This window comes from Streptomyces montanus, assembly GCF_005786655.1.
GTDB classification, from domain to species: domain Bacteria; phylum Actinomycetota; class Actinomycetes; order Streptomycetales; family Streptomycetaceae; genus Streptomyces; species Streptomyces sporangiiformans.
Map to the genome: position 1 here is coordinate 25503 of NZ_VBZC01000007.1, position 22221 is coordinate 47723.

A 22221-nucleotide genomic window follows, 5' to 3' on the forward strand; every position below is an offset into this window, starting at 1 on the left:
GGATGATCGGGCAACAGCTCGACCAGGGAGGCGATGATGTCGGCAACGTCCGCCGACGCGCGCGACAACGGCGGTGCCGAGCGCCAGGGCATCCAGTCCGTCGAGATCGCGATGCGGATCCTGCGTGCGCTGGAGGAGAGCGGCGGACCGGTCGGCCTGTCCGCCATCGCCCAGGCAAGCGGCACCCAGCCGAGCAAGGCCCACCGCTACCTGGTCAGCCTGGGACGCGTCGGCCTGACGCAGCAGAACCCGTCCTCGGGGCTATACGACTTCGGGCCGGCGCTGCGGCATCTGGGCGCCGAGGCGCTGCGCCGCACCAACGAGGTCGCCGTGGCGAGCGACCACGCGGCACGCCTGCGGGACGAGACGGGTCACTCCGTGAACGTCGGCGTCTGGGCGGAGACCGGCCCGATCATCGTGAACTGGGCCTACGGCGCGCACCCTTTGCCGATCACTGTGCGGGTGGGGGCGACGCTGCCGCTGCTGTCCTCGTCGATCGGCAACGTGTTCCTCGCCCACCTGCCGGACACCGTGACGGAGCCGATCCTGCGGCAGGCGCTGTCGGTGCAGCAGGGCCGGGCCTGGAGCCGGGGGAAGGCGGACAAGCTCAAGGCGGAGGTGCTGCGCCGCGGCTACGCGTTGTCGCTGGGCGGTGTCATCCCGGGCGTGGTGTCGGTCGCCGCTCCGGTCTTCACGGCGACCGATCCGATGCCGCTCGCGATGTCGTTCGTCGTGCCGGACCGCCTGGCCACGGACGAGACGGTGGAGAACCTCTCCGATCGCCTGATCGTGGCCACCCGGGCCGTGTCGGGTGAGCTGGGCTATTCGGTCTGACCCGGTATCGGATCGCGTATCGGATCGCGTACCTGCTCCGGCATCAGCACGATTCCCTCGTCAGCACGATTCCGGCATCAGCACGATGTCGAACCGGGCGCGGGCCCAGGTGCCGTCGACGACCCGGCCGTCCGGGGTGGGATCGCCGCTGTCCCGCCGCGCGAACTCGGTGACGAGCGAGGACTTCACTCCGAACACCGAGTCCCGGTCGAGGTACTCGTCACCGTCGACGAAGATGTGGGTGACCAGCCGCCGGAAACCGGGCGCCGTCACCATGAAGTGCAGGTGGGAGGCGCGCATCGGGGACCGGTCGGCTGCCGCGAGAAGTACGCCCACCGGGCCGTCGTGGGGGATCGGATACGGCGTGGGGGTCAGGCCCCAGAACGCGTAGCGGCCTCCGGAGTCGGTGAACAGATGGGCCCGGCCCGCGAGACGGCCGTCGTCGTACTGGACGTCGTACTTGCCGTCGGCGTCCGCCTCCCACACGTCGAGGCGGGCGTCGGGTACGGGCCTGCCGTCGACGTCCGTGACGGTTCCCTCGACCCAGCAGGGCTCTCCCACGGCCCCGCCCGACATGTCACCTCCGCTGTCGATGCGTGGGGCGTCGTCGACGAAGAACGGGCCGAAGACGGTGGATTCGGTGGCGTTCGCGCGCGTCGGATGGTTGACCGCGATGGTCTGCATCGAGATGCCGAGCACGTCGGAGAGCAGGATGAACTCCTGCCGGGTGTCGGTGGTGATGTCGCCGCAGGCCCGCAGGAAGGCGATGGCCTCGTGCCACTCCCGCTCGGTGAGCCCGGTCTCCCGTACGAAGGCGTGCGCGTGCCTGACGAGGGACCGCATCAGCTCGCGGAACCGTTCGTCCTTCGCTCCGGCGAAACTGGCGATCACCTCGTCGGTGATCCGTGTGCCGTCGTCCGCGGCGTACTGGGCGTCAGTGTCCGTCATCGGTGTCACCGGCTTCTTTCTCGCCGAGGTCGGGGTCGGCCACGGGGATGAGCCGGGCCGGCTCACCGCGCCAGGCGCTCCACAGGAGGTCGGCCACGTCGCTCGTGGCGGCCGGCCGCGGGTTGGACGACGGGATCTGCTCCGCCGCGAGCTCGGCCGCGCGCTCCACGTCCGGCTCGGCCAGGCCCAGGCCGGCGAGTGACCGGGGCGCTTCCACCGAGGTGTAGAAGGAGAGCAGCGCGTCGAACGGGTCGGCACTGCCCGGGAAGACGGAGGACAGCCGCCGCCGGGCGTCGGCCGAGGCCGGCAGGTTGTAGCCGGCGACGTGCGGCAGCACCACGGCGTGCATCGCCGCGTGGTCGAGGGCGAACGCGCCGCCGAGCGCATGGCAGATCTTGTGGTGCATGCCCGATCCCGCGCCGGCGAAGGCGACGGCGGCCACGTACGAGCCGAGCAGCATCGCCTGCCGGGCCCGCAGGTCCGCGCCGTCCTGGCGCACCGCGGGCAGGGCGTCGACCAGCTGACGCGCGCCCTCGGCGGCCAGGGCGGCGCTGAGGGGGTTCGCGCGCGGTGCCCACCAGGAGTCGACGCAGTGGGCCAGCGCGTTGAGGGCCGAGCTGGTGGTCAGCCCGGGCGGGAGCGAGGTGGTGAGGGCCGCGTCGTACACGACGGACTTCGGGAGCACCGAGGCGTCGACTCCGGTCGTCTTGCGCCCCTCGTCCGTGATCCCCCAGACCGGGGTGGCCTCCGAGCCCGCGTAGGTGGTCGGTACGGCGATCAGTGGTGCGCCTTCCGTCAGGGCGACTGCTTTGCCGGTCCCGGTGGTGGAGCCGCCGCCGACGGTCACGACGACGTCGGCCCGGCTGTCCCGGTGGACGCGGCGCGCCTCCTCGGCCACCTCCATCGGCACATGCTGCCTGACCCCGGTGAAGGTGGCGACGACCGGCAGCCCCTCGGTCACACGGTCGGCCAGTTCCCGTTCGCCCTCCGCGACCACGACGAGGACCCTGGACCGGCCCAGCCGTTCCACCTCCTCGGCGAGCAGGGCGCGGGCCGCGCCGGTGGCGAACACGGCCCGCTGCCCCCAGCTCTCGTGGACGAGAACGTCTCCGTGCGTCACAGGGCTTTCCTCCTGCGCGGCACGGCGGCGACGGCGGCCGCGCCGATCACTCCGGGGACGGCGAAGGAGTAGAAGGCCCACTGGACGGGCAGCCCGGACGTCAGCACCAGAGCACCCATCGTCGGGCCCACGATGGCGCCGAACCGTCCGATGGACAGCGCCCATGCCAGACCGTTGCCGCGCACCGCGTCGGGGTAGGTGGTGGCCACCAGGGCGTTGCCGAGGATCTGCGAGCCGATGAAGCCGAATCCGCTGATGAACAGCAGCGGGTACAGCAGCCACTGCCCGGGGTCGAGACTCATCAGCGCCAGGCCGACGGTGCCGGACAGGAAGGCCACGATGACCACCCGGCGGGGTCCGACGGCGTCGGCGACCCGGCCGCCGAGGATGACGCCGAAGCCGACGCCGAGCCACATCGCCGCGGTCTGCATGAGCGCCGAACCCAGCGAGTACCCGGCCGCCTGCATGATGGTGGGCAGCCACGCGCTGATGCCGAACACCAGCAGCAGCCCGCAGAACGACATGGCCCAGAACAGCACCGTGGTCACGGCGAGCCGGCGGGTGAGCAGGCTGCCCAGGCCCAGCCACTTGCCGGGGTTCTCCACGGTGACGGTGGCGGCGGGCAGGCCGAACGCGGTGGTGACGGCCTGCGACTCCTCGGCACGGCCGGTCCGCAGCAGGTGGAACGGGCTCTCCGGGATCCGCATGAGGAAGGGCGCGACGGCGAAGACGGGCACGACGCCCAGGACGAACAGCCAGCGGAAGGAGACCTGGGGCAGGAGGAGGGTGCCGAGCACGGGAGCGAGCAGGGCCCCGCCGGCGTAACCACTCATCATCAGGCAGATGTTGCGGCTGCGGTGCTCGGGTCTGCTGAGGTCGGCGACGTAGCTGTTGAGGGTGGGCAGGACGACGCCGAGCCCGAGGCCGACCACCAGGCGTCCCAGCCCGAACACGCCCGCGCCGGGCGCGACGGCGCTGATCAGCATTCCGCCGGAGAAGCAGACGGTGCCGGCCATGACGAGCCGGCGCGGGCCGGTCCGATGGGTGACGGCTCCGGCGAGCGCGGCGCCGACGAGCATGCCGATGCCGACGAACGAGCCGATCGTGCCGGCCTGCACCTTGTCGATGCCCAGCGAGGGATTGCGCAGCAGGGACGGGACGACGACGCCGTAGACAGAGAGGTCGAAGCCTTCCAGCGACGCGACCACCCACGCCAGGAGCATGACGTGGCCTGCGGTCAGAGTACGGCCGGCGGCGCGGACCGGGGCGGTGGTGACTGCCATGGTTCTTCCGTTCTTGTGGGGACGACTGGGGATGTGCTGACTGACTGGGGATGTGGTGACTGACTGGCGATGTACTGGCTGACTGGGGATGAGGTGCTGACAGGGGACGTACTGCTGGCAGCGGATGTGCTGACCGGCTAAGGGGATGTGCTGACCGGCGAGACGGAGACAGCCAGGGCGTCCCTCAGCCGGTGGATCAGGTTGGCCAGCCCGGAGGCCGAGTCGGCGGTGCCGTAGACGTAGTGGTCGGGCCGTACGATCACGGCCGCGCATCCGGTCTCGTCGAACCACGCGCCGTACACACCGTCGAGGTCGGCGACGGCATCCGCGGTCGCCCGCTCAGCAATGTGCCAGACGCGGGCGCCGAGCTCCGCCGCCCCTTCGGCCGCGGCCCCGGTCTCCGGCGCCCCGTCCCGGGCGTCGACCAGCACGGTGAAACCGTGGCCGAGCACCTCGTCGAACCGGCCGGACCGCTCGCCGTCACCGACCCGGCCCTGTGGGACGAGGGTGCCCGCACCGGGCGCGCCGACGGCCACCAGTCCGGGTCCGAGGCCGGGGAAGCGCATCTTCTCCGGCTTCTGGTGCGCCTCGCGGGCGGCGATGAGCCGGGCGTCGCGGGCGGCCGCCGCGACCGGGTCCCGGGTGGTCTGCACCCGGCCGAGTTCGATGCCCTTCTCGACGACGGCCCGTACGTGCGGCTCGCGCTCGGTCTGGTAGGTGTCGAGGAGGGACGGGTCGGACTCCCCGCGCAGGACGCGGTCCAGCTTGAACGCCAGGTTCTGCGCGTCGCGGATGCCGGAGCACATGCCCTGCCCGAGGAACGGCGGCATCTGGTGGGCGGAGTCACCGGCCAGCAGGATCCGGCCGGTACGCCAGGAGTGCGCGATGCGGGAGCGGAAGGTGTACGTCGCGACCCGGATGAGGTCGGCGTGGTCCTCGTCGAGGAAGGCTCCGACGCGCTGCCAGACCCGTGCGGGCTGCGACTCGGTGGCGAACGCCTCCGCGGAGTCCAGCATGAAGCTGAACCGGTGGTGCCGGGGCCCGAGCGAGATGATGGATATCGGCTGGCGCGGGTCGCACACCTGGCGCGCCATCGGCAGGTCGACCTCGGCGGTGAGCCGGAAGTCGCACACCATCCACGGTTCGGAGAAGCCGTAGTCGTCCTGGTCGATGCCGAGCCACTGCCGGGTGAAGCTGTGGCCGCCGTCGCAGGCCACGACATGGCGGGCGAGCACGTCACGGTCATCGTCCAGGAGCACGCGTACGCCGGTGTCATCCTGCTCGTAGCCCACGACACGGCTTCCCTGGCGGATCTCGACGTTCGGCAGCGCGCGGCAGGTGTCGTCGAGCGCGTCCTCCAGGTCGGGCTGGTACATCATGTACCACTCCGCCCAGCCGCTCCGGCCGACCGGCGAGAACTCGTGCTCGATGAGCAGCTCGCCGTCCCCGTTGCGCCACTCGTAGTTCCGCTGCACATGCACCAGCGGCAGCATCCGGTCGGCGATGCCCAGGCGCGCGAACGTGCGCATCGTCTCGTCGTCGAAGATCGCGGCCCGGGGCAGATTGTACAGCGTCGGATACCTCTCGAGGACGACGACCCGGTGCCCGGCGCCGCCGAGCAGCGCGGCGGTCGCCATGCCCACGGGGCCGTATCCGACGACTGCGATGTCGTACATGGGTGCTCCCTCTCCCCGCCGGCTCAGACGGTGACGAGCTCGGCGTCTGTCGACGCGGCGAGGCCGAGGAGCCGCTCGGCATTGAGGTGGGCGATCTTGGCCCGGTCGGCCTCGCTGATCGGCGCGGTGCGCAGGAAGTCCGTGGCCACCGACATCGACTCGAAGGGGTAGTCGGTGCCGAACAGGATGCGGTCGGCTCCGAGCGAGAGCAGCGCGGCCATCAGCGGAGGCGCCGAGCAGACGCCACTGGTGGTGATCCAGACGTTTTCGCGGAGGTAGGCGGAGGGCACGCCGCGGGCAAGTTCGATGCCGTGGTGCGCGTGGAAGGCCCAGCGCGAGTCCATCCGCCAGAGGACGAACGGAAGGCCTTCGCCCATGTGCCCCAGCAGCAGTTTGGCCTTGGGGAAGTCGTCGAAGACGCCGCCGAAGATCATCCGCAGTACGTGGGTGGCGGTGTCCACGCCCCAGCTCCACATCGGGCCGACGAGCTCGGGGTGTCCGGAGAGGACGTGTGCGGTGTCCACGCCGTTGGCCGGGTGCAGGTAGAGCGGGACGTCCAGCGCCTCCGCCCGCTCCCACACGACACGGATCGAGGGGTCGTCGAGGTACGTGCCGTGCGTGTGCGCGTTGACCAGGGCTCCGCGCATCCCCAACTGCGTCACCGCGCGCTCCAGCTCGTCCGCCGCCGCGGCGGGGTTTTGCAGGGGCAGTGCGCAGAAGCCGCCGAAGCGCTCCGGGTGCTCGGCGATGACCCCGGCGAGGAAGTCGTTGACCGTGACCGCCTTGGCGACCGCCACCGCGGCGTCCTTCTCCGCCTGGATTCCGGGAGCGTTGAGGGAGAGCACCTGCATGTCGAGTCCGGCGGCGTCCATCTCGGGAATCCGCTCGTCGACCAGGTCCAGCAGACGGCGTGATGCCTCCGCCCATGCGCCGGGCTGCGCGATCGAGGCCGTCGAGGCGCCGTAGCCGACCAGATCGGCGGTGACGAAGTGCTCTTCGAGAGCGATCAGCTTCATGTCGAGGTTCCTGTCGGGGGTCGTGGGCCGGGGGGTTCGCCGGCGGCCCGTCGCCGCCGGCGGGCCGCCGGGGCGCGGTGGGAACCCAGCGCGTACCAGGGCACCTGGGGACCGCGACGTCCGTTCCGGCATGGTGGCACGCGTTTCACTATCCGTAAAGCACTTCATCCATCCGGAAATTCAGCGGCGTGTATTGCTGTGCACATGACAATGAGCCCATGCCAGGGAGCCGATCGCGGCGCGCAGACCACCGGCGATCGCGGGCGCGCAGACCACCGGATGCGGCGACCCGGCCCGGGGCGCCGCATCCGTCCGTTCACGCCTTCAGCAGCGCCGCCGCCAGTTCGGCGGGGCGGGTGAAGTTCGCTTCATGGCTGCCCGGTGCCTCGATGACCGGCACGTCGCCGAGGCGTTGCGGGAACCTGGGGACCCAGCCCCACTCGCCGGGCGGCAGCGCCAGGTCGTCGGCGGTGATGACGTAGCTGGCCGGGACTCCGAGCGCCGCCGGATCCACCGGGGTGACCGTCTCGGTGAAGTAACGCATGGGCTGGGGCACCAGCAGGCTGTACACGAGGCGCTGCAGGTTTTCATCGGCGTCCTGCATGAACGCCCCGGTGAACACCTCATAGGGGAAGGTCACGCTGTTGTTCCCGGACGCGGCGGCGACCTGCTTGAACATCTCGGCGTAGTGCGGCGGCACTTCCTCCAGCAGCGGTACGCCCTCGGCCGGCACGAAGGCGCTCCAGTAGACGAGCTTGCGCAGTCGCGGCGCCAGCCGGTGCGCGGCGCCAGTGAGCGGATAGCCGCCCCAGCTGTGCCCGACCAGGGTCACGTCGCGCAGGTCCTCCCGCTCGACCAGGTCGACGAGAAAGTCGACGACGTCCGCCAGGCTGTGCCGCTCGGGGTCGTCGCCGTCGGCGAGGCCGGGCAGCGTGGGCGTGAGGACACGATGTCCGGCCGCCCGCAGGTGTTCGGCGACCGGCCGCCAGCTCCAACCGCCGTGGCAGGCACCGGTGATGAGGACGAAGGTTTCTCGCATGCGGGGCTCCTTACGGCGGGCACTGCCCGTCAGCGGCTCACAGAGGGCACCCCATCATGAGACACAGCGAAAACGGCCGTCAATGAATTGACACAATATTTGGTTCGGGCCTCCCTGCCTCCACCCCGCCCACCGCCCCATACGGGCAGGTGAAGCCCCAGATTCCTTACATCTTGCAAGTTCGGCAATGACTGCGATCACGCCTCAGATGTCATAGATCTGCTCAGCCCCGGGCCCTCGGACCCTGGAGCGCTCAGGCGTCGTTTCCGCGCACGCTCCTGCGGAAGCCGATCGGAGACTGGCCGGTGCGCTGGTGGAAGTACTTGCTGAACTGGGTGGGGTTGACGAAGCCGAGCTGGTCGGCGATCCGGGCGGCGGTGCGATCACTGTGCGCGAGGAGGCGCTTCGCCTCCAGCACCACCCGACGGTCGATGAATTCCTTCGCGCCCAGGCCGACCGCGGCGAGGGTGGCCCGGGACAGGGTGCGTGTGGAGTAGCCGAGCATGTGGGCGTAGTCCTCCACTCGTCGGGTGCGGGTGAAACCCGTTTCGAGCGCGTCGCGGAACCTCAGGTACGTCTCGTCCGGTTCTGGTACGGGGCTGCCGACCGGTGTGGCCAGATGGGCCAGGCGCAGCACGAGGACGGAGAGGAGGTGGCGCAGGGCTGCTGTGTGCACCTCCAGGGGCAGTTGGCCGAGGGCGTGGAACTCGCGGGTCAGGTGTTCTTCGGCGATACGGAGCGCTTCGGCGTCGTCGGCCCCCGGGGTGCTGAGCACGGGCGCGTGCAGGTCCTCCACGCGTGCGGCCGTCGCGGTGCCCTGGTCCAGGAAGTCCTGCCGGAACAGGATCAGGGTGCCTTCGGCGCGTGTCACGTCGCCCCACTGCTGCACCTGCCCTGGCCGTACCCAGAGCCATGAGCCGGGCCGGAGAGAGTAGCCGGTGAAGTCCACGGTATGCCGGAGGCTGCCGGAGGTGAGCGTGAGCAGATGGTGGAACTCGGGTCGCTGCGGCCCGGCCAGCTTCCCCGGCGAGACCCGGCGCTGCAGGTCGGCCGGCGACAGCACCTCGACGCCGGCGGGGGTGCCGGGCGGGGCCGCGAACGGGATCTCGGGGATGCCGCGAGCGGCAGGCTGTCGGCTTCTGGAATGGCTTCCGGAACGGTCTCTGGCCATGAGCAGCGACAACCCTAACCCGTTCGCCTCGTGGTGTCGGAATCTGACCATGACCAGTCGCAATCCTGCCCCGTTCCATGCGGCGAGTCCTCCTAGGTTGGGAGTGGAGCCGTAGCCAGGCATGTCCAACCACACCGCCCGACCCCCGCACCCGGACGCGAAGGGAACCGGTTCCTGAACGCGCTCACGGCGCGACGACGGGCCTCGCGGAGTCCACCTCTTCCCCCTGCCCCCAACCGACCCCCGCACCGACTTCCCCTTTTCCCCACCTACACGACAGGAAGTGATGCCGACCATGACTGAATTGCCCGAATCATCGGTGGTGGTCACCGGAGCCACGGGACGCCTCGGCGGGCGCGTCGCCCGCCGCTTGGCCGAGCGCGGCGTGGCGACGAGGCTGCTGGTGCGCAGCCCCGAGCGGGCGCCCAAGCTGCCCGGCGCCACGGCGATCCGCGGCGGCTACAGCGACCACGACGCGATCCTGCGCGGCCTGAGCGGTGCGGAGACCGTGTTCATGGTGTCCGCTTCCGAGAGCGCCGACCGGCTCTCCCAGCACAGGGCTTTTGTGGACGCTGCCGCGGGGGCGAGTGTCCAGCACCTGGTGTACGTGTCCTTCTTCGGTGCCGCGCCCGATGCCGCCTTCACCCTGGCCCGCGACCACTTCCACACCGAGGAGCACATCCGCGCCAGCGGCCTGGCGCACACCTTCCTGCGCGACAACTTCTACGCGGAGCTCGTCCCCGATCTGGTGGGCGAGGACGGCGTCATCCGCGGTCCGGCCGGGCAGGGTCGTACCGCCTTCGTCGCCCAGGACGACATCGCCGACGCCGCCTCCGCGATCCTGACCCGGCCGGCCGACCACGTCGGTAACACCTACGACCTGACCGGGCCCGAGTCCGTGACGCTGGACGAGGCCGCGGCCATCCTGTCCGAAGTGCTCGGCCGCACCGTCACCTACCAACCCGAGACGGTCGAGGAGGCGTACGCCTCCCGTGCCTCCTACGGCGCCCCGCGGTGGCAGCTCGACGCCTGGGTGTCCACCTACACGGCCATCGCGGCCGGCCAACTCGACGGCATCAGCGACGCCGTGCCCCGCCTCACCGGCCACCCCGCCACGCCCCTCGCCGACGTCATCCGCACCACCCGAGGCCCCGACCAGCGGTGATCGCCGCCGACTACAAGCGGAGCGGGCGGCTTCGCCGACTTCGTCGTCCGCCCGGCGAGCCAGTGGCGCTGAGGGACTCCTTCTGTGATCAGTTACGGCAGCGAGGGTGCGCGATGTCGGAGCCCTTGGCGCGGCAGGGAGCGCACCGCCAGCACCGCGCACAGCGTCGCCAGTGGCAGCTCGGCGCCCACGGCCATGGCGAGGGCGGTGGCGAGTTCGGTTCCCGGCAGGGAGGTCAGTACGTCGAACCAGGCGTCGACGACCAGCAGCGCGGCGGTCGCGGCAGCCGTGAGGCAACGCCGCGGATCCCTCCGGAGCAGCAGGATGCCGGTGGCGGTCAGTCCCAGCGCCTCGATCGCGTCGAGTCCCACCCACGGGGCGGACCAGTGCGGCACCTGGGCGGCGGTGGGCAGGGAAGTGGCCAGTACGAGGAGCCACAGCACCAGGGCGACGCCGCAGCACACCAGTGCCGGGCCCAGACGCCGGGCGCCCGAAGTCGGCCGCGGCGGAGGCTCTTTGAGCGGAGCGGCAGGGCGTGCCGTTCCTCGGAGATGGTCTTGTACGACGGTCATGGCTGTCCTGACGCTCGGGGCCGGCGCGTGCCGCGCCTACGCGGGAACAGGTCGGCCGGCCCGTTCCCGGCCACGGTCGGCATGTGGGTGGGGAAGCGCCGGGGCGGGGTGACTGCCCCACGGCATCCGGCTGTTGGCCTCCGGCTCGGTCGTCCCGGTGCGGCCGTCGGCGAACACGAACAGCCGCAGCACCAGGAAGCGCCCGATGCCGGCGAGCCCTGCGGCGCCGAGGTACACGGCCTGTTCCAGGAGCCCGCCGGCCGTCGGCTGCACGGCGTGGAGTATGAGCACCGCGGCGGTGGTCACCGCGTAGGAGGCCGTGGCCGATCCCGCGGACTGGAGGTGGCGGCGCCAGCCGGCCGGCCGCCCGGTGCCGAAGGTGATGAGTGCGTGCAGTTCCGTGCACAGGAGGGTGGAGACGACGGTGATCAGCGCGTTCGCCATCGTCCACGGCATCACCTCGGCCACCGTCGGTACGGCGGCGCTCGCGAGGAGACCCACTCCGCCGCCGCACAGGACGAAACGAACGAAGGAGGCGAGCGGACCGGGAGCCGCGGGGACACGGCCCCCGTCGACCTTGCCGATGGCGATGACCTCCACATGCCGTGATGCGCTCATCGTTTCCCCTGCTCACGTCACGGGGTGACCCCCTCCTGGTTTCCTCCCTTGTCACGCTAGGAGCGCACGGACCGCGAACAGTGGTACTGGGGGCGTCAATGGCGGGACTCCAGTGGTACCGCGGTACCACTCGGCCGTCGAAGTGTCCCCTGTGGTCCCAAGGTTCAGGCCTTCCGCGCTCGTAGTTTCGAACGCAGACGCCGCGGTTCTTCCGCGGCCGGATTTCGATGCGAGGAAGGCCAATACCCATGATCGAAGCACGTGAGCTGACGAAGCGGTACGGGGACAAGACGGTCGTCGACCAGTTGAGCTTCACCGTGAAGCCGGGTGAGGTGACCGGCTTCCTGGGCCCCAACGGCGCGGGCAAGTCCACCACCATGCGCATGATCATCGGCCTGGACTCCCCCACCCAGGGCTCGGTCACCGTCAACGGACGCTCCTACGCCCGGCACGCCGCGCCCCTGCACGAGATCGGCACCCTGCTGGAGGCCAAGTCCGTCCACCCGGGGCGTACCGCGGTCAACCACCTGATGGCGCTCGCGCACACCCACGGCATCCCGCGCCGCCGGGTGGGGGAGGTCATCGAGCTGGCCGGGCTGACCAGCGTGGCCGACAAGCGCGTGGGCGCCTTCTCCCTCGGCATGGGCCAGCGGCTCGGCATCGCCGCGGCTCTCCTGGGCGACCCGGGGATCGTCATGCTCGACGAACCCGTCAACGGCCTCGACCCCGAGGGCGTGCTGTGGGTACGCAACCTCCTGCGCAGCCTGGCCGAAGAGGGCCGGGCGGTGATGCTCTCCTCGCACCTGATGAGCGAGACCGCCCTGATCGCCGACCACCTCGTCATCATCGGACGAGGCCGGCTGCTCGCGGACACCACCGTCGACGACTTCGTCCAGGACGCCAGCGGCGGTGGTGTGAAGGTCGCCAGCACCGAGGCCAGGAGGCTGCGTTCGCTGCTGGCCGGCCCGGACGTCACGATCAGCTCCTCCACCGACGAGGAGCTGCTGGTCACCGGACGCGAGGCCCGTGAGATCGGGGCGATCGCCGCGGAGCACCGGGTGCCGTTGTACGAACTCACCCCGCAGTCCGTCTCGTTGGAGGCGGCCTTCATGGACCTCACCCGAGACGCCGTCGAATACCAGAGCGCTCCCGCCCCCGCCGAGACCGACCGAAAGGCCGCCTGAGATGACTACCACCGCACTCCGCCGCATCCAGCGCCCGGGCAAGGGCCGAAAGCTTTCCGCGGCACCTGATCCCGAGACCCCTGCTTCCAAGACTCCCGCTTCCAAGACGGCTTACAAGGTGACCGGCATCCGGGTGCTGCGTTCGGAGTGGGCCAAGTTCTGGTCGCTGCGCTCCAGTTGGATCACCCTGGGTGTCGCCGTGGTCCTGCTGATCCTCTTCGGGGCGATCGCCTCCTACACCTACAGTCCCGACGCCGTCGCGACCGGCGGACCGCCCGGCCCGGGCTCCGGCGGCGACAGCGACGCGATCAGTCTGGCCCTGACCGGCGTGACCTTCGCATCGCTGGCCATCGGCGTGCTCGGAGTGCTGCTCTCCGCGGGCGAGTACAGCACCGGCATGATCCGCTCCTCCCTCGCCGCGGTACCGCGACGGCTGCCCGTCCTGTGGTCCAAGGCCGCCGTGATCGGGCCCATCGCCCTGATCCTCACCACCATCGGCGCGCTGGCCGCCTTCCAGCTGGGCGCCCCCGGCCTGGACGGCGAGAACATCGCGCTCACCCTGGGCGACGACGGCGTGCTGCGCAGCCTGGCCGGGGCCGGCGTCTACCTCGGCCTGGTCGCCGTGTTCGGTGTGGCCCTGGGCGTGCTGCTGCGCTCCTCCGCCGGGGCCATCGCGGTCCTGGTCGGCGTCCTGCTGATCCTGCCCGGCCTGGCCTCGCTGCTGCCCGACTCCTGGTACGACACGCTCAGCCCCTACTTCCCCAGCAACGCGGGCTCGGCCATCTACGCCCTGCACGAGTCCTCGGACGCCCTCTCACCCGGGGCGGGGCTCGCGGTCTTCGCCGGCTGGGTGGCCCTGGCCCTCGCCGGGGCGGCCTTCCGGCTCGTCAAGACCGACGCCTGACCAGCGAACCGAGGACAATGAGCTCCATGAGTCCGGAACGCGCGGCAGCCGCCGCGGACACCGACCAGGGGACGGCGCTCGCGCCGTCCCCTGGTCTCGACGCCGCCTGGGCGCACCCGCTCCTGGGCCGTCTGCTGCGCGACCAGAGCCGTCGGCAGCGGCTGGACCGCCGGCACCCGTGGCTGCTCGACACCGCGGTGGTGCTGATCGTCGTCCTCATCAGCCTGCCCGACCTGCTGTCCAGCCGCAGTAACGGTCCGTTCGGGGAAGCGGTCCACCGCGGTCAGGTGCCGTCCGGCGTCCTGTTCCTCTTCGCCGCGGCGCTCATCGTGCCGCTGTGGTGGCGACGCAGGGCCCCGGCCACCGTGTACTTCGTGATCGCGCTGGTGTCCCTCGTCCAGTGGTCGTTCGGCGTGTGGCAGCAGGCGGGCGTCAGCACGCTCGTGGCCCTGTACTCCCTGGCCCTGCACGGTTCGTTGCGGGTGCTGGGCTGGGCCGCCGCGGTGACCGTCGTCGAAGTGACGGTGGCCGTCTGCGTCCTGGTGGACGTCGGGAATCCGCTGCGCGGCCTCTTCTTCCTGCTGGGGACGGCGACGGCCGCCATCGCCGTCGGCCTGACGCTCCGTATCCGCCGGATGTATCTGGCGGCGCTGGAGGACCGGGCCCGACGCCTGGAGATCGAGCAGGACCAACGCGTCCAGCTCACCGCCGCAGCCGAGCGCTCCCGGGTCGCACGCGAGATGCACGACATCGTCGGCCACAATCTCTCGGTCATGGTCAGTGTCGCCGACGGCGCCGCCACCCTCGCCACCAACCGAAACGAACAGTCCGCCGAGGCCCTGCGCATCCTCGGCGACACCGGCCGCCAGGCCATGAGCGAACTCCGCCGCGTGCTGGGCGTCCTGCGCGAGGAACAGCACGACGACGTACGGATGCTCAGCCCGCAGCCGGGGGTCGGTGATCTGGACTCCCTGCTGGCGCGGGTCCGCGCGGCGGGGCTGAGGGTGACCTACCGGACCGTGGGCGATCTCGACTCACTGAGCAGCGGCCTGCAGCTCACCGTGTACCGCATCGTCCAGGAATCACTGACCAACACGCTCAAGCACGCGGGTACGGGCTCCACGGCCGAGGTCACCGTGGCCGCCGAATCCGGCACCGTGCGGATACGGGTCGCCGACACCGGAGCACCGCCAGAGGCACTCGTGCGAGCAGAGCCGGAGGCGGGACCCGGGGCCGGCGGCCCCGGGCACGGCCTGGTCGGCATCCGTCAGCGGGCCGCCATGTACGGCGGCACCGTCACCATCGGCCCCCGCGACACCGGGCACGGCTGGATCGTGGACGTCATACTCGACGTGCCCTCCGCACCCATCCTGTCGGCATCAGGAGAACACCTGCCATGACCACCGTGCTGATCGCCGACGACCAGCCCCTGCAGCGCATGGGCTTCCGCATGCTCATCGAGGGCACTCCCGGCCTGACCCCGGTCGGCGAGGCCCAGCACGGGGCCGAGGCCGTCCGCCTGACCGCGGAACTGCGCCCCGACGTCGTCCTCATGGACATCCGCATGCCCGGCATGGACGGACTCGAGGCGACGCGCCGGATCGTCGCCACCGGCGGCCGTACCCGCGTCCTCATCGTCACCACCTTCGACCTCGACGAGTACGCGTATGAAGGTCTGCGCGCCGGTGCCAGCGGCTTCCTGCTCAAGGACGCCCGCCCAGAGGAACTCGTGGCGGGCATCCAGGCGGTCGCCACCGGAGACGCCGTCGTGGCCCCGAGGCTGACCCGGCGGCTGCTGGACGCCTACGCCCACCAGGTGCTCGCACCGGCCGGCGGCGCGCCCGCGCCGGAGGATCCCCGGTTGCAGACGCTCAGCGACCGCGAACGAGAGGTCCTGGTCGCCATCGGCCAGGGCTGGACGAACACGGAGATCGCCGAACGATTCGTCCTCACCGAGTCCACGGTCAAGAAGCACGTCGGCCGCGTCCTCGCCAAGATCGGGGCGCGCGACCGCATCCAGGCCGTGATCATGGCGTACGACGCAGGGCTGGTCCGGGCGAAGCAGTAGCCGGCTCGGTTCAGGTCGCCGACTCGGCGCGGGCGGGCCCGGCCCTCATGAGGTCAGCAGAGTGCGCAGGAGTTCCGCGGAGCGTTCGACGTACGGGACCGGGGAGTCATCCCCGTCGCCCGGGGATTCCGCGCTCGCCCAGCGCTCCACGCCCGTGCGCGTCGCGGTCAGGGCAAGCGCGGCGATCAGGGTCGGCACCTCACCCTCCGGCCGCTGCCCGAGCCGCCGCGCGACCGCCTCGGCGATCGATCGCTGGAAAGCGTCGAAGCGGGCCAACAGCGCGGCCCGGAGGGCGAGGTGGCTGCGCGTGAGCGCGAAAACGGCGTGCGTCTCCTCGCGTTGCAGCGGGTTGTCGGTCAGATCCCGTACGAGCAGCCGGGTGAGGTCCGTTTCTGAGAGCCGACCAGAGGGCGACGCAGGTCAGGGGCCGCGCACGGCCGAGGTGCCGGCCCGTTTCTCAGGAAGTTCCCAGAACCGCGCGGCTCCCGACACCACCGTGCGGGGCGAGCGAATCGAGCTCAGGAGCGACTGTCCGAACCGGTCGCGAGCAACCCGTTGACCACGAGTGTTGCCAACGATTCCGCGGTGGCCGTGAGTTGTTCCGGTGAGGCGGCCTCGGGCCTGCCCAGACGCCGCGCCAGAGGCCCGTCCACCATTCCCGAGACGGGAGGGATGACGGCGAAGAACAGCACGTCCATCGGGATGGGCGCCATACGTCCGGAGGCGACGAGCCGCTCGATGCTGGGCACCAGGGTCTGCAGGGTCGGAGCGATGTAGCGCTCGTACAGGTAGTCCAACCGCTCGGTGTCCCGGGAGAATTCGTCGACGACGACCCGTCCGATGAGGGGTGTGTCCACAGCGGTCCGGTAGAAGCCGGTGATGATCTGCCGCAGCCGCTCGGCATCGTCGACCGCGGGATCCACCTGCGGCAGACGCGCCAGCTGCGCTCCCAGCGCGGAGTCCATCACCGCACGCCAGAAGGCCGCCTTGGATCCGTAACGGTCGTTGATGAAGTTGTGGCTGACGCCCAGACGGCGGGCCAGCTCACGCGCGGAGGCATGGTCGTAGCCCAGCTCCGCGAAGGCCTCCAGCCCTCGCAGCAGGATGCTCGCCTCCTCGGGCACCGCGGGAGTGTGCGCGCCGGGGCGCCCCGGCCGTCGAGCGGATTCGGCTCTTGCTCCCACCACTGCCTCCATACGTACTTGGCGGTCTGTCCCGGGACCATCGTAAGGACCCGCGAGCACCCCGTGGACACCTTACTTGACACGCGTCAGATTACGACTAATCTGACAGGTGTCAGAGCGACGCAGGGGCCGATCGCCCGAGTGCCCGGGCGGCCTGATGCTCCTTCCTTCCACGTGACGAGCTCCAGCGACGCAGCCGTCCCGTCCCGCACCACCGAACGCTCCACCCCCTTGCCCACTTCCTCTTCTGTCCTTCTGGAGTTTTCGCCATGTCCCACACCTCAGCCGACACAGCGGGCACGGCCACCGTGTCCCCCCTCCCATCCACCGACGCACCCCATCGACATCGCTGGTGGATCCTCGCCGTCATCGGCGTGGCCCAGCTCATGGTGGTCCTGGACGCGACGATCGTGAACATCGCCCTGCCCTCGGCCCAGAAGGACCTGGGCTTCTCCGACGGAGACCGGCAGTGGGTCGTCACCGCCTACGCCCTCGCCTTCGGCAGCCTGCTCCTGCTCGGCGGCCGTATAGCCGACCTGTTCGGCCGCAAGATGACCTTCCTGATCGGGTTGGTCGGCTTCGCCGGCGCCTCCGCCGTCGGCGGCGCCGCCACCAGCTTCGAGATGCTCATCGCCGCCCGCGCCGGGCAGGGCCTGTTCGGCGCCCTGCTGGCACCGGCCGCCCTGTCACTGCTCACCGTCACGTTCACCGACGCCAAGGAACGCGCCAAGGCCTTCGGCGTGTACGGAGCCATCGCCGGCGCCGGCGGCGCCATCGGCCTCCTCCTCGGCGGCGTACTGACCGAGTACCTCGACTGGCGCTGGACCCTCTACGTCAACCTCGCGTTCGCCGCCGTCGCCTTCATCGGCGGTGTGATCCTGCTGCAGCGCACCACCCGCGACAAGTCCGCCAAGATCGACATCCCTGGCGCCGTCCTCGTCGGCGGCGGCCTGTTCTGCCTGGTCTACGGCTTCTCCAACGCCGAGAGCCACGACTGGAGCTCGGTGGCCACCTGGGGCTTCCTGCTCGCCGGCGCCGTACTGCTCGCCGCGTTCACCTGGTGGCAGACCCGCTCCAGCCACCCCCTGCTGCCCCTGCGGATCCTGCTCGACCGCAACCGCGGCGCCTCCTTCATCTCCATCCTGATCACGGGCGCCGGCATGTTCGGTGTCTTCCTCTTCCTCACCTACTACCTGCAGCAGAGCCTCGGCTACACCCCCATCGAGACCGGCCTGGCCTTCCTGCCCATGGTCGCCGGGCTGATGCTCGCCTCCACCCTCGCCTCCACCGTGCTGATCCCCCGCCTCGGCCCCAAGCCGGTGGTCCCGCTGGGCATGGGCCTCGCCGCCGCCGGCATGGTCTGGCTGACCGCCCTCGACCTGAACAGCTCGTACGCCACCGATGTCCTGCCCCCGCTGATCGTGGCGGGACTCGGCCTCGGTCTGGTGATGGCCCCGGGCATGAGCCTGGCCACCGCCGGCGTGCGCGCCGAGGACTCCGGCGTCGCCTCGGCGGCCGTCAACACCATGCAGCAGGTCGGCGGTTCCCTCGGCACCGCGCTCCTCAACACCCTCTCCACCAGCGCCGCCACCGACTACCTCGTCGGCAAGAACCCCAAGGACCCCGCCGTCCTCGCCCACGCCGGCCTGGAGGCCTACTCCACCGCCTACTGGTGGTCGGCCGCCTTCTTCGCCGCCGGCCTGGTCATCAGCGCGATCCTCTACCGGCGCGGCGCACCGGCCACCGATCCCGACGCAGCTCCCGTCGTCCATATGTGAGGCCCCAGTTGGGGCCACACCGACCCCAATCATCCGCGCCGGCCCGCCGGACATCCGGCGGGCCGGCGCGGCTTTCCGCCCGGTCGGGCTGAGGCAGGAGGGCCTACCTGTATGTGAACTGATATACACATTTTCCCCAGCGGCAAGTTCACATACAACAGATCGTCCGTCAACGACGCCGCGCGCGACGCGCCGGCGGGGGACGGCTCGTATCAGTGGTCCCGCGGGGCGCTGAAGAGATAGGAGATGACCGCGGTCTGGAGGTGGCTGCGCAGCGCGCTCCACGGCAGCGGACGGTCGGACTCCAGGAACTCTCCCTGGGTGACGCGATGCGCCGTCGTGGCGTAGACCAGACGGAAGGCGAAGTCCAGCGCGGCCGCGCGGTCCTGATGCGCGACGGGTACGTGCTCCAGCGCTTCGGCGAAACGGCGGTTGCCCTCGACGCTGACGCGCGAGCCCTCTTCCCGGACCGCCGCGTGCCGGGTGCCGAGCAGCAGGAAGACGCGCAACAGGGCCTCGTGCGACTGGAATGCGTCGATGAGCGCACCGACCGCCTCGGCGACGACGACGACCGGATCGCGCAGGATGCGCAGCCGTTCCACCGATGTGCGCTCCGCGATCTCGGCCAGGAGGCTTTCGGTGAAGGCGTGCTGAATGGTCAGCAGGAGCCCTTCCTTGTCACCGAACCGCCGGTAGATGCTGCCGACCGCCATGCCCGCCCGCTCGGCGACGGCGGCCACGGTGAGCGCATCCGCCCCGCCCTCTTCGAGCAGGGCGTACCCGGCCCGAAGGATGTCCTCCTGTGAACGGCGACTCCGTTCCTGGAGGGCTGCAGGTCGGCGAGCCGTGGAGTCTGTCACCCGCGCATTTTATCGAGCGGCCCCTTGACGTCCACATTGCAGGCATGTGAATCTCGATTCACATCAATATGTGAATGTCGATTCGCATAATCATCAGCTCAAGTTCAGACTGCCGAGGTGCATTGTGGCTCCGATCTACGACATCGCCGTCGTCGGTTACGGACCGACCGGACTCACGGCCGCGTCCCTGCTGGGCCGGCTCGGCCACCGCGTCGTGGTCTGCGAACGCTGGCCCGGCCTCTACGGGCTGCCCCGGCTCACCCACATCGACGACGAGACCGCCCGTACCGTCCAGGCGGCGGCCGACGTCGACCACGCGCTGCGCGACTCGTCGCTCTGCGAGTACACCTGGGTCAACGGCAAGGGCGAGACCCTCGTGACGATCCCCGCTGACTCCGAGGGTCCGATGGGCTTTCCGGACCACATCTCCATCCATCAGCCCGACGTGGAGAGCGCCATCGACGAGCGTCTGCGCTCCTACGGCACCGTCGACATCCGCCAGGGCTCGGCGGTGACCGGCCTGGAGCAGGACGCACACGCCGTCACACTGCGACTGCGCGGCTGGAACACCGACACGAGGACCGCCGACGGCCCGTACGACACGGTCCGGGCCCGCTATGTGATCGCGGCGGACGGCAGCCGCAGCTCGATCCGACAGCTGCTCGGCGTGGAGCGGCAGGACTTCGGCTTCAGCGAGCAGTGGCTCAACATCGACACCGAATGGCTGCGACCGCAGCCCCCCGAGTTCGCGACCGCCCGACAGTACTGCGACCCGGCCCGCGGCCATATGACCATCAACATCGGAACGCGCCGCCAGCGCTTCGAGTTCGCCATGCTGCCCGGCGAGACCCGCGAGGAGATGACCGAACCCGAAACCGCCTGGCGACTCCTGCGCCAGTACCACGACCTGGGACCCGAGGATCTGAGGATCGCTCGCCAACTGGTGTACGGCTTCGAAGCCCGGATCGCCGACCGCTGGCGGGTGGGCCGGGTCTTCCTGGCCGGCGACGCCGCCCACACGATGCCCCCGTACCTCGGCCAGGGCGCGTGCAGCGGTCTGCGCGACGCGAGCAACCTCGCCTGGAAGCTGCACCTCGTGCTCGGCGGGCGGGCCCCGGACACGCTGCTGGACACCTACGAAAGCGAGCGCCGCCCCCACGTCACCGCCATCACCCACATGGCGATCGGCCTCGGCAAGGTCGCCAACACCCACGATGTGAAAGCCGCCGCGGCCCGGGACGCGGCCTTCGCCGCCGGGCAGGTCCCGCCGCCCCCTCCCTTCCCGCCCCTGCTCGACGGCATCCTGCGCCAAGACACCGACGCCCCCGTCGGCACCCTCACCCCGCAGGACAGCATCCGGCTCGCCGACGGGACGACCGTGCGCTTCGACGACCTCACCGGCTTCGGCTTCGCCCTGGTCACGGCCGAGGACCCGGCGGCGGCTCTGGGCCCGGATCGGCTCGCCCTGCTCGAACGACTGGGCTGCACCGTGGTCGCGCTCGACCGCGTGGAAGACCTCGACGGCCGGCACCGGGCCTATCTGGAGCAACTCAGTGCCGTCGCCTATCTCGCACGCCCCGACTTCGTTCTGTTCGGTACGGCCGCCGACGGTACGGACCTCGGCGCGTTGGTCGACGACCTGGATGCCGCGCTGTCCGGAACCGTGGGGGCCGCCGTATGACGCTCGAGAACCCGGAGACCGTTCCCCTGTCACCGCTGGTGGCCGCTCAGCACCGGGCTATGCCGTTCACCCGGCTCGTCGACTGCGGCATGGACCACGCGGATGCCCGTCGGCTGCTCTCCGACACCGCCGGTGGGATGCCCTGGGAGGAGTCCGCCACGCTCCTCGCCGACACACAGCTGGAGCGCGCCCGTATCGCGGAGGAGGCCGGCCACCTCACCACGGCCCGGGACGCGTACCGGTACGCGTCCGCCTCCTTGATGTTCGCGCAGATGGCCCACCAGACCGACACCCCGGTCAAACGGGAGCTGTACGCCCGTCACACCACCGCGACCGCCTCGGCCGCCGCCCTCGCCGCCCCGCACACGTCGCGCATCGAACGGGTCGAAATCCCTTACCGCGAGGGCGTCCTGGGCGGCTGGCTCTGCCTGCCGCCCACCGGCCCCGCCCGCGGCACCGTCATCGTCTGGGGCGGCCTCAGCGGATGGGGTGCGGCGTATCTGCGCGTCGCCGACGCGTACACCGCGCGCGGACTGGGCTGTCTGCTCGCGGAAGGCCCCGGCCAGGGCGAATCGCGCCTCAGCCATGGGCTGTACTTCGACGAGAAGGTCACCGAGGGCTTCGCCCGCTTCGTCGACCTCGTCGAGGCCGACTCCCGCCTCGAAGGCGCCACAGGCGTCCAGGGCATCAGCTTCGGCGGTCTCTTCGCCGCGCACCTGGCCGCAGCCGACCCCCGCGTCGCCGCGGTGGTGGTGAACGGTGCTCCCGCGGCACCGGGGATCCCCGAATTCCGTACCGCCCGCGCGCAGATCTCCGCGGCGGTCGGGACCGAGGACCTGGACCGGGTGGCGGAGGTCATGGCAAGCCTCCGCTTCGATCCGGACCGGCACCGTATCGCCCGTCCGCTGCTTCTGCTGCACGGCGGCCGCGACCCACTCGCCCGGTACGAGGACCAGGAGCCCTTCCTGCAGGCCGCCGATCCCGCCACCGCGGTCCTGCGCATCTGGCCCGACGGCGAACACACGCAGTACAACCATGCCGCCGAACGCGACGCGTTCACCGCAGACTGGTTCACGGACCACCTCATCGACCACGACGACCCGAATCGCTGGGAATAGCA

At 70.7% G+C, this 22221-nt stretch carries 21 protein-coding genes; 9 read left to right on the forward strand and 12 right to left on the reverse strand.

All coding sequences use genetic code 11. The features are described from left to right. Window positions 1–36: 36 nt before the first annotated feature. Window positions 37–834: an IclR family transcriptional regulator gene (locus FE633_RS07755; protein ID WP_171059852.1), complete on the forward strand. Its 798-nt coding sequence runs from the start codon at window positions 37–39 to the stop codon at window positions 832–834. Window positions 835–894: 60 nt separating this feature from the next. Here the strand turns inward: FE633_RS07755 and FE633_RS07760 are convergent, their stop codons facing one another. The 7 genes from FE633_RS07760 to FE633_RS07790 form a co-directional block, all read right to left on the reverse strand. Further along, entirely contained in the window at window positions 895–1782 is an 888-nt protein-coding gene (locus FE633_RS07760) for a dioxygenase family protein (protein WP_138044352.1), read from the reverse strand. Continuing rightward, window positions 1769–2902 carry a maleylacetate reductase gene (locus tag FE633_RS07765; RefSeq protein ID WP_138044353.1) on the reverse strand — a complete coding sequence of 378 codons (1134 nt, stop codon included), beginning with the start codon at window positions 2900–2902 and terminating at the stop codon, window positions 1769–1771. Before FE633_RS07765 ends, FE633_RS07760 begins: the two co-directional genes overlap by 14 nt. After that, a complete protein-coding gene (locus FE633_RS07770; RefSeq protein ID WP_138044354.1) occupies window positions 2899–4185 on the reverse strand; it encodes an MFS transporter in 1287 nt (428 codons plus the stop codon). The genes FE633_RS07765 and FE633_RS07770 overlap by 4 nt, the downstream gene beginning before the upstream one ends. 137 nt (window positions 4186–4322) lie before the next feature. Beyond that, entirely contained in the window at window positions 4323–5861 is a 1539-nt protein-coding gene (gene mhpA, locus FE633_RS07775; RefSeq protein ID WP_138044355.1) for a bifunctional 3-(3-hydroxy-phenyl)propionate/3-hydroxycinnamic acid hydroxylase MhpA, read from the reverse strand. Window positions 5862–5884: 23 nt separating this feature from the next. Then, entirely contained in the window at window positions 5885–6877 is a 993-nt protein-coding gene (locus FE633_RS07780; protein WP_138044356.1) for an amidohydrolase family protein, read from the reverse strand. Between the two features lie 316 nt (window positions 6878–7193). Then, a complete protein-coding gene (locus tag FE633_RS07785; RefSeq protein WP_138044357.1) occupies window positions 7194–7916 on the reverse strand; it encodes an alpha/beta fold hydrolase in 723 nt (240 codons plus the stop codon). A gap of 253 nt (window positions 7917–8169) precedes the next feature. Then, on the reverse strand, window positions 8170–9087 hold the full coding sequence (locus tag FE633_RS07790; protein ID WP_138044358.1) for a helix-turn-helix domain-containing protein: 918 nt from the start codon (window positions 9085–9087) through the stop codon (window positions 8170–8172). Window positions 9088–9382: 295 nt separating this feature from the next. Here FE633_RS07790 and FE633_RS07795 point away from each other — a divergent pair, with 295 nt between their 5' ends. Continuing rightward, complete coding sequence (locus FE633_RS07795; protein ID WP_138044359.1) at window positions 9383–10252, forward strand: SDR family oxidoreductase; 870 nt, start codon at window positions 9383–9385, stop codon at window positions 10250–10252. A gap of 92 nt (window positions 10253–10344) precedes the next feature. Here the strand turns inward: FE633_RS07795 and FE633_RS07800 are convergent, their stop codons facing one another. Both FE633_RS07800 and FE633_RS07805 read right to left on the reverse strand, forming a co-directional pair. Beyond that, window positions 10345–10824 (reverse strand): hypothetical protein, encoded by a 480-nt coding sequence (locus tag FE633_RS07800; RefSeq protein ID WP_246113487.1) that lies wholly within the window; start codon window positions 10822–10824, stop codon window positions 10345–10347. A gap of 36 nt (window positions 10825–10860) precedes the next feature. Next, entirely contained in the window at window positions 10861–11442 is a 582-nt protein-coding gene (locus tag FE633_RS07805) for a GtrA family protein (RefSeq protein WP_246113488.1), read from the reverse strand. Between the two features lie 248 nt (window positions 11443–11690). Here FE633_RS07805 and FE633_RS07810 point away from each other — a divergent pair, with 248 nt between their 5' ends. Genes FE633_RS07810 through FE633_RS07825 form a run of 4 tightly spaced genes read left to right on the forward strand, consistent with a single transcriptional unit; the run spans window position 11691 to window position 15598 of the window. Further along, on the forward strand, window positions 11691–12626 hold the full coding sequence (locus tag FE633_RS07810) for an ABC transporter ATP-binding protein (RefSeq protein ID WP_138044360.1): 936 nt from the start codon (window positions 11691–11693) through the stop codon (window positions 12624–12626). A 1-nt stretch (window position 12627) separates the two neighbouring features. Beyond that, window positions 12628–13530, forward strand: a complete 903-nt coding sequence (locus FE633_RS07815) for an ABC-2 transporter permease (protein ID WP_138044361.1) — start codon at window positions 12628–12630, stop codon at window positions 13528–13530. 26 nt (window positions 13531–13556) lie between these two features. Further along, window positions 13557–14930, forward strand: coding sequence for a sensor histidine kinase (locus tag FE633_RS07820; RefSeq protein ID WP_138044362.1), 1374 nt, complete (start codon window positions 13557–13559; stop codon window positions 14928–14930). Next, a complete protein-coding gene (locus tag FE633_RS07825) occupies window positions 14927–15598 on the forward strand; it encodes a response regulator (RefSeq protein WP_138044363.1) in 672 nt (223 codons plus the stop codon). Before FE633_RS07820 ends, FE633_RS07825 begins: the two co-directional genes overlap by 4 nt. Window positions 15599–15643: 45 nt before the next feature. On the opposite strand, the gene FE633_RS07830 is transcribed toward FE633_RS07825, so the two are convergent. Together FE633_RS07830 and FE633_RS07835 are read right to left on the reverse strand one after the other, a co-directional pair. After that, a complete protein-coding gene (locus tag FE633_RS07830; RefSeq protein WP_171059862.1) occupies window positions 15644–15973 on the reverse strand; it encodes an acyl-CoA-like ligand-binding transcription factor in 330 nt (109 codons plus the stop codon). Window positions 15974–16116: 143 nt separating this feature from the next. Continuing rightward, window positions 16117–16722, reverse strand: coding sequence for a TetR/AcrR family transcriptional regulator (locus tag FE633_RS07835; protein ID WP_246113489.1), 606 nt, complete (start codon window positions 16720–16722; stop codon window positions 16117–16119). A 329-nt stretch (window positions 16723–17051) separates the two neighbouring features. Here FE633_RS07835 and FE633_RS07840 point away from each other — a divergent pair, with 329 nt between their 5' ends. Next, a complete protein-coding gene (locus FE633_RS07840; protein ID WP_138044366.1) occupies window positions 17052–18560 on the forward strand; it encodes an MFS transporter in 1509 nt (502 codons plus the stop codon). 212 nt (window positions 18561–18772) lie between these two features. On the opposite strand, the gene FE633_RS07845 is transcribed toward FE633_RS07840, so the two are convergent. Next, entirely contained in the window at window positions 18773–19420 is a 648-nt protein-coding gene (locus FE633_RS07845) for a TetR/AcrR family transcriptional regulator (protein WP_138044367.1), read from the reverse strand. Between the two features lie 124 nt (window positions 19421–19544). Here FE633_RS07845 and mhpA (FE633_RS07850) point away from each other — a divergent pair, with 124 nt between their 5' ends. Both mhpA (FE633_RS07850) and FE633_RS07855 read left to right on the forward strand, forming a co-directional pair. Next, window positions 19545–21101, forward strand: a complete 1557-nt coding sequence (mhpA, locus tag FE633_RS07850; RefSeq protein ID WP_138044368.1) for a bifunctional 3-(3-hydroxy-phenyl)propionate/3-hydroxycinnamic acid hydroxylase MhpA — start codon at window positions 19545–19547, stop codon at window positions 21099–21101. Continuing rightward, complete coding sequence (locus FE633_RS07855) at window positions 21098–22219, forward strand: alpha/beta hydrolase family protein (RefSeq protein ID WP_138044369.1); 1122 nt, start codon at window positions 21098–21100, stop codon at window positions 22217–22219. Before mhpA (FE633_RS07850) ends, FE633_RS07855 begins: the two co-directional genes overlap by 4 nt. Window positions 22220–22221: the final 2 nt, after the last annotated feature.

Coding starts and splice junctions, on each gene's coding strand:
- FE633_RS07800 (WP_246113487.1), bottom strand. CDS start 10,824: ATGACCGTCGTACAAGACCATCTCCGAGGAACGGCACGCCCTGCCGCT.
- FE633_RS07785 (WP_138044357.1), bottom strand. CDS start 7,916: ATGCGAGAAACCTTCGTCCTCATCACCGGTGCCTGCCACGGCGGTTGG.
- FE633_RS07780 (WP_138044356.1), bottom strand. CDS start 6,877: ATGAAGCTGATCGCTCTCGAAGAGCACTTCGTCACCGCCGATCTGGTC.
- FE633_RS07810 (WP_138044360.1), top strand. CDS start 11,691: ATGATCGAAGCACGTGAGCTGACGAAGCGGTACGGGGACAAGACGGTC.
- FE633_RS07760 (WP_138044352.1), bottom strand. CDS start 1,782: ATGACGGACACTGACGCCCAGTACGCCGCGGACGACGGCACACGGATC.
- FE633_RS07825 (WP_138044363.1), top strand. CDS start 14,927: ATGACCACCGTGCTGATCGCCGACGACCAGCCCCTGCAGCGCATGGGC.
- mhpA (WP_138044355.1), bottom strand. CDS start 5,861: ATGTACGACATCGCAGTCGTCGGATACGGCCCCGTGGGCATGGCGACC.
- FE633_RS07755 (WP_171059852.1), top strand. CDS start 37: ATGTCGGCAACGTCCGCCGACGCGCGCGACAACGGCGGTGCCGAGCGC.
- FE633_RS07820 (WP_138044362.1), top strand. CDS start 13,557: ATGAGTCCGGAACGCGCGGCAGCCGCCGCGGACACCGACCAGGGGACG.
- FE633_RS07770 (WP_138044354.1), bottom strand. CDS start 4,185: ATGGCAGTCACCACCGCCCCGGTCCGCGCCGCCGGCCGTACTCTGACC.
- FE633_RS07805 (WP_246113488.1), bottom strand. CDS start 11,442: ATGAGCGCATCACGGCATGTGGAGGTCATCGCCATCGGCAAGGTCGAC.
- FE633_RS07815 (WP_138044361.1), top strand. CDS start 12,628: ATGACTACCACCGCACTCCGCCGCATCCAGCGCCCGGGCAAGGGCCGA.
- FE633_RS07790 (WP_138044358.1), bottom strand. CDS start 9,087: ATGGCCAGAGACCGTTCCGGAAGCCATTCCAGAAGCCGACAGCCTGCC.
- FE633_RS07840 (WP_138044366.1), top strand. CDS start 17,052: ATGTCCCACACCTCAGCCGACACAGCGGGCACGGCCACCGTGTCCCCC.
- FE633_RS07855 (WP_138044369.1), top strand. CDS start 21,098: ATGACGCTCGAGAACCCGGAGACCGTTCCCCTGTCACCGCTGGTGGCC.
- FE633_RS07795 (WP_138044359.1), top strand. CDS start 9,383: ATGACTGAATTGCCCGAATCATCGGTGGTGGTCACCGGAGCCACGGGA.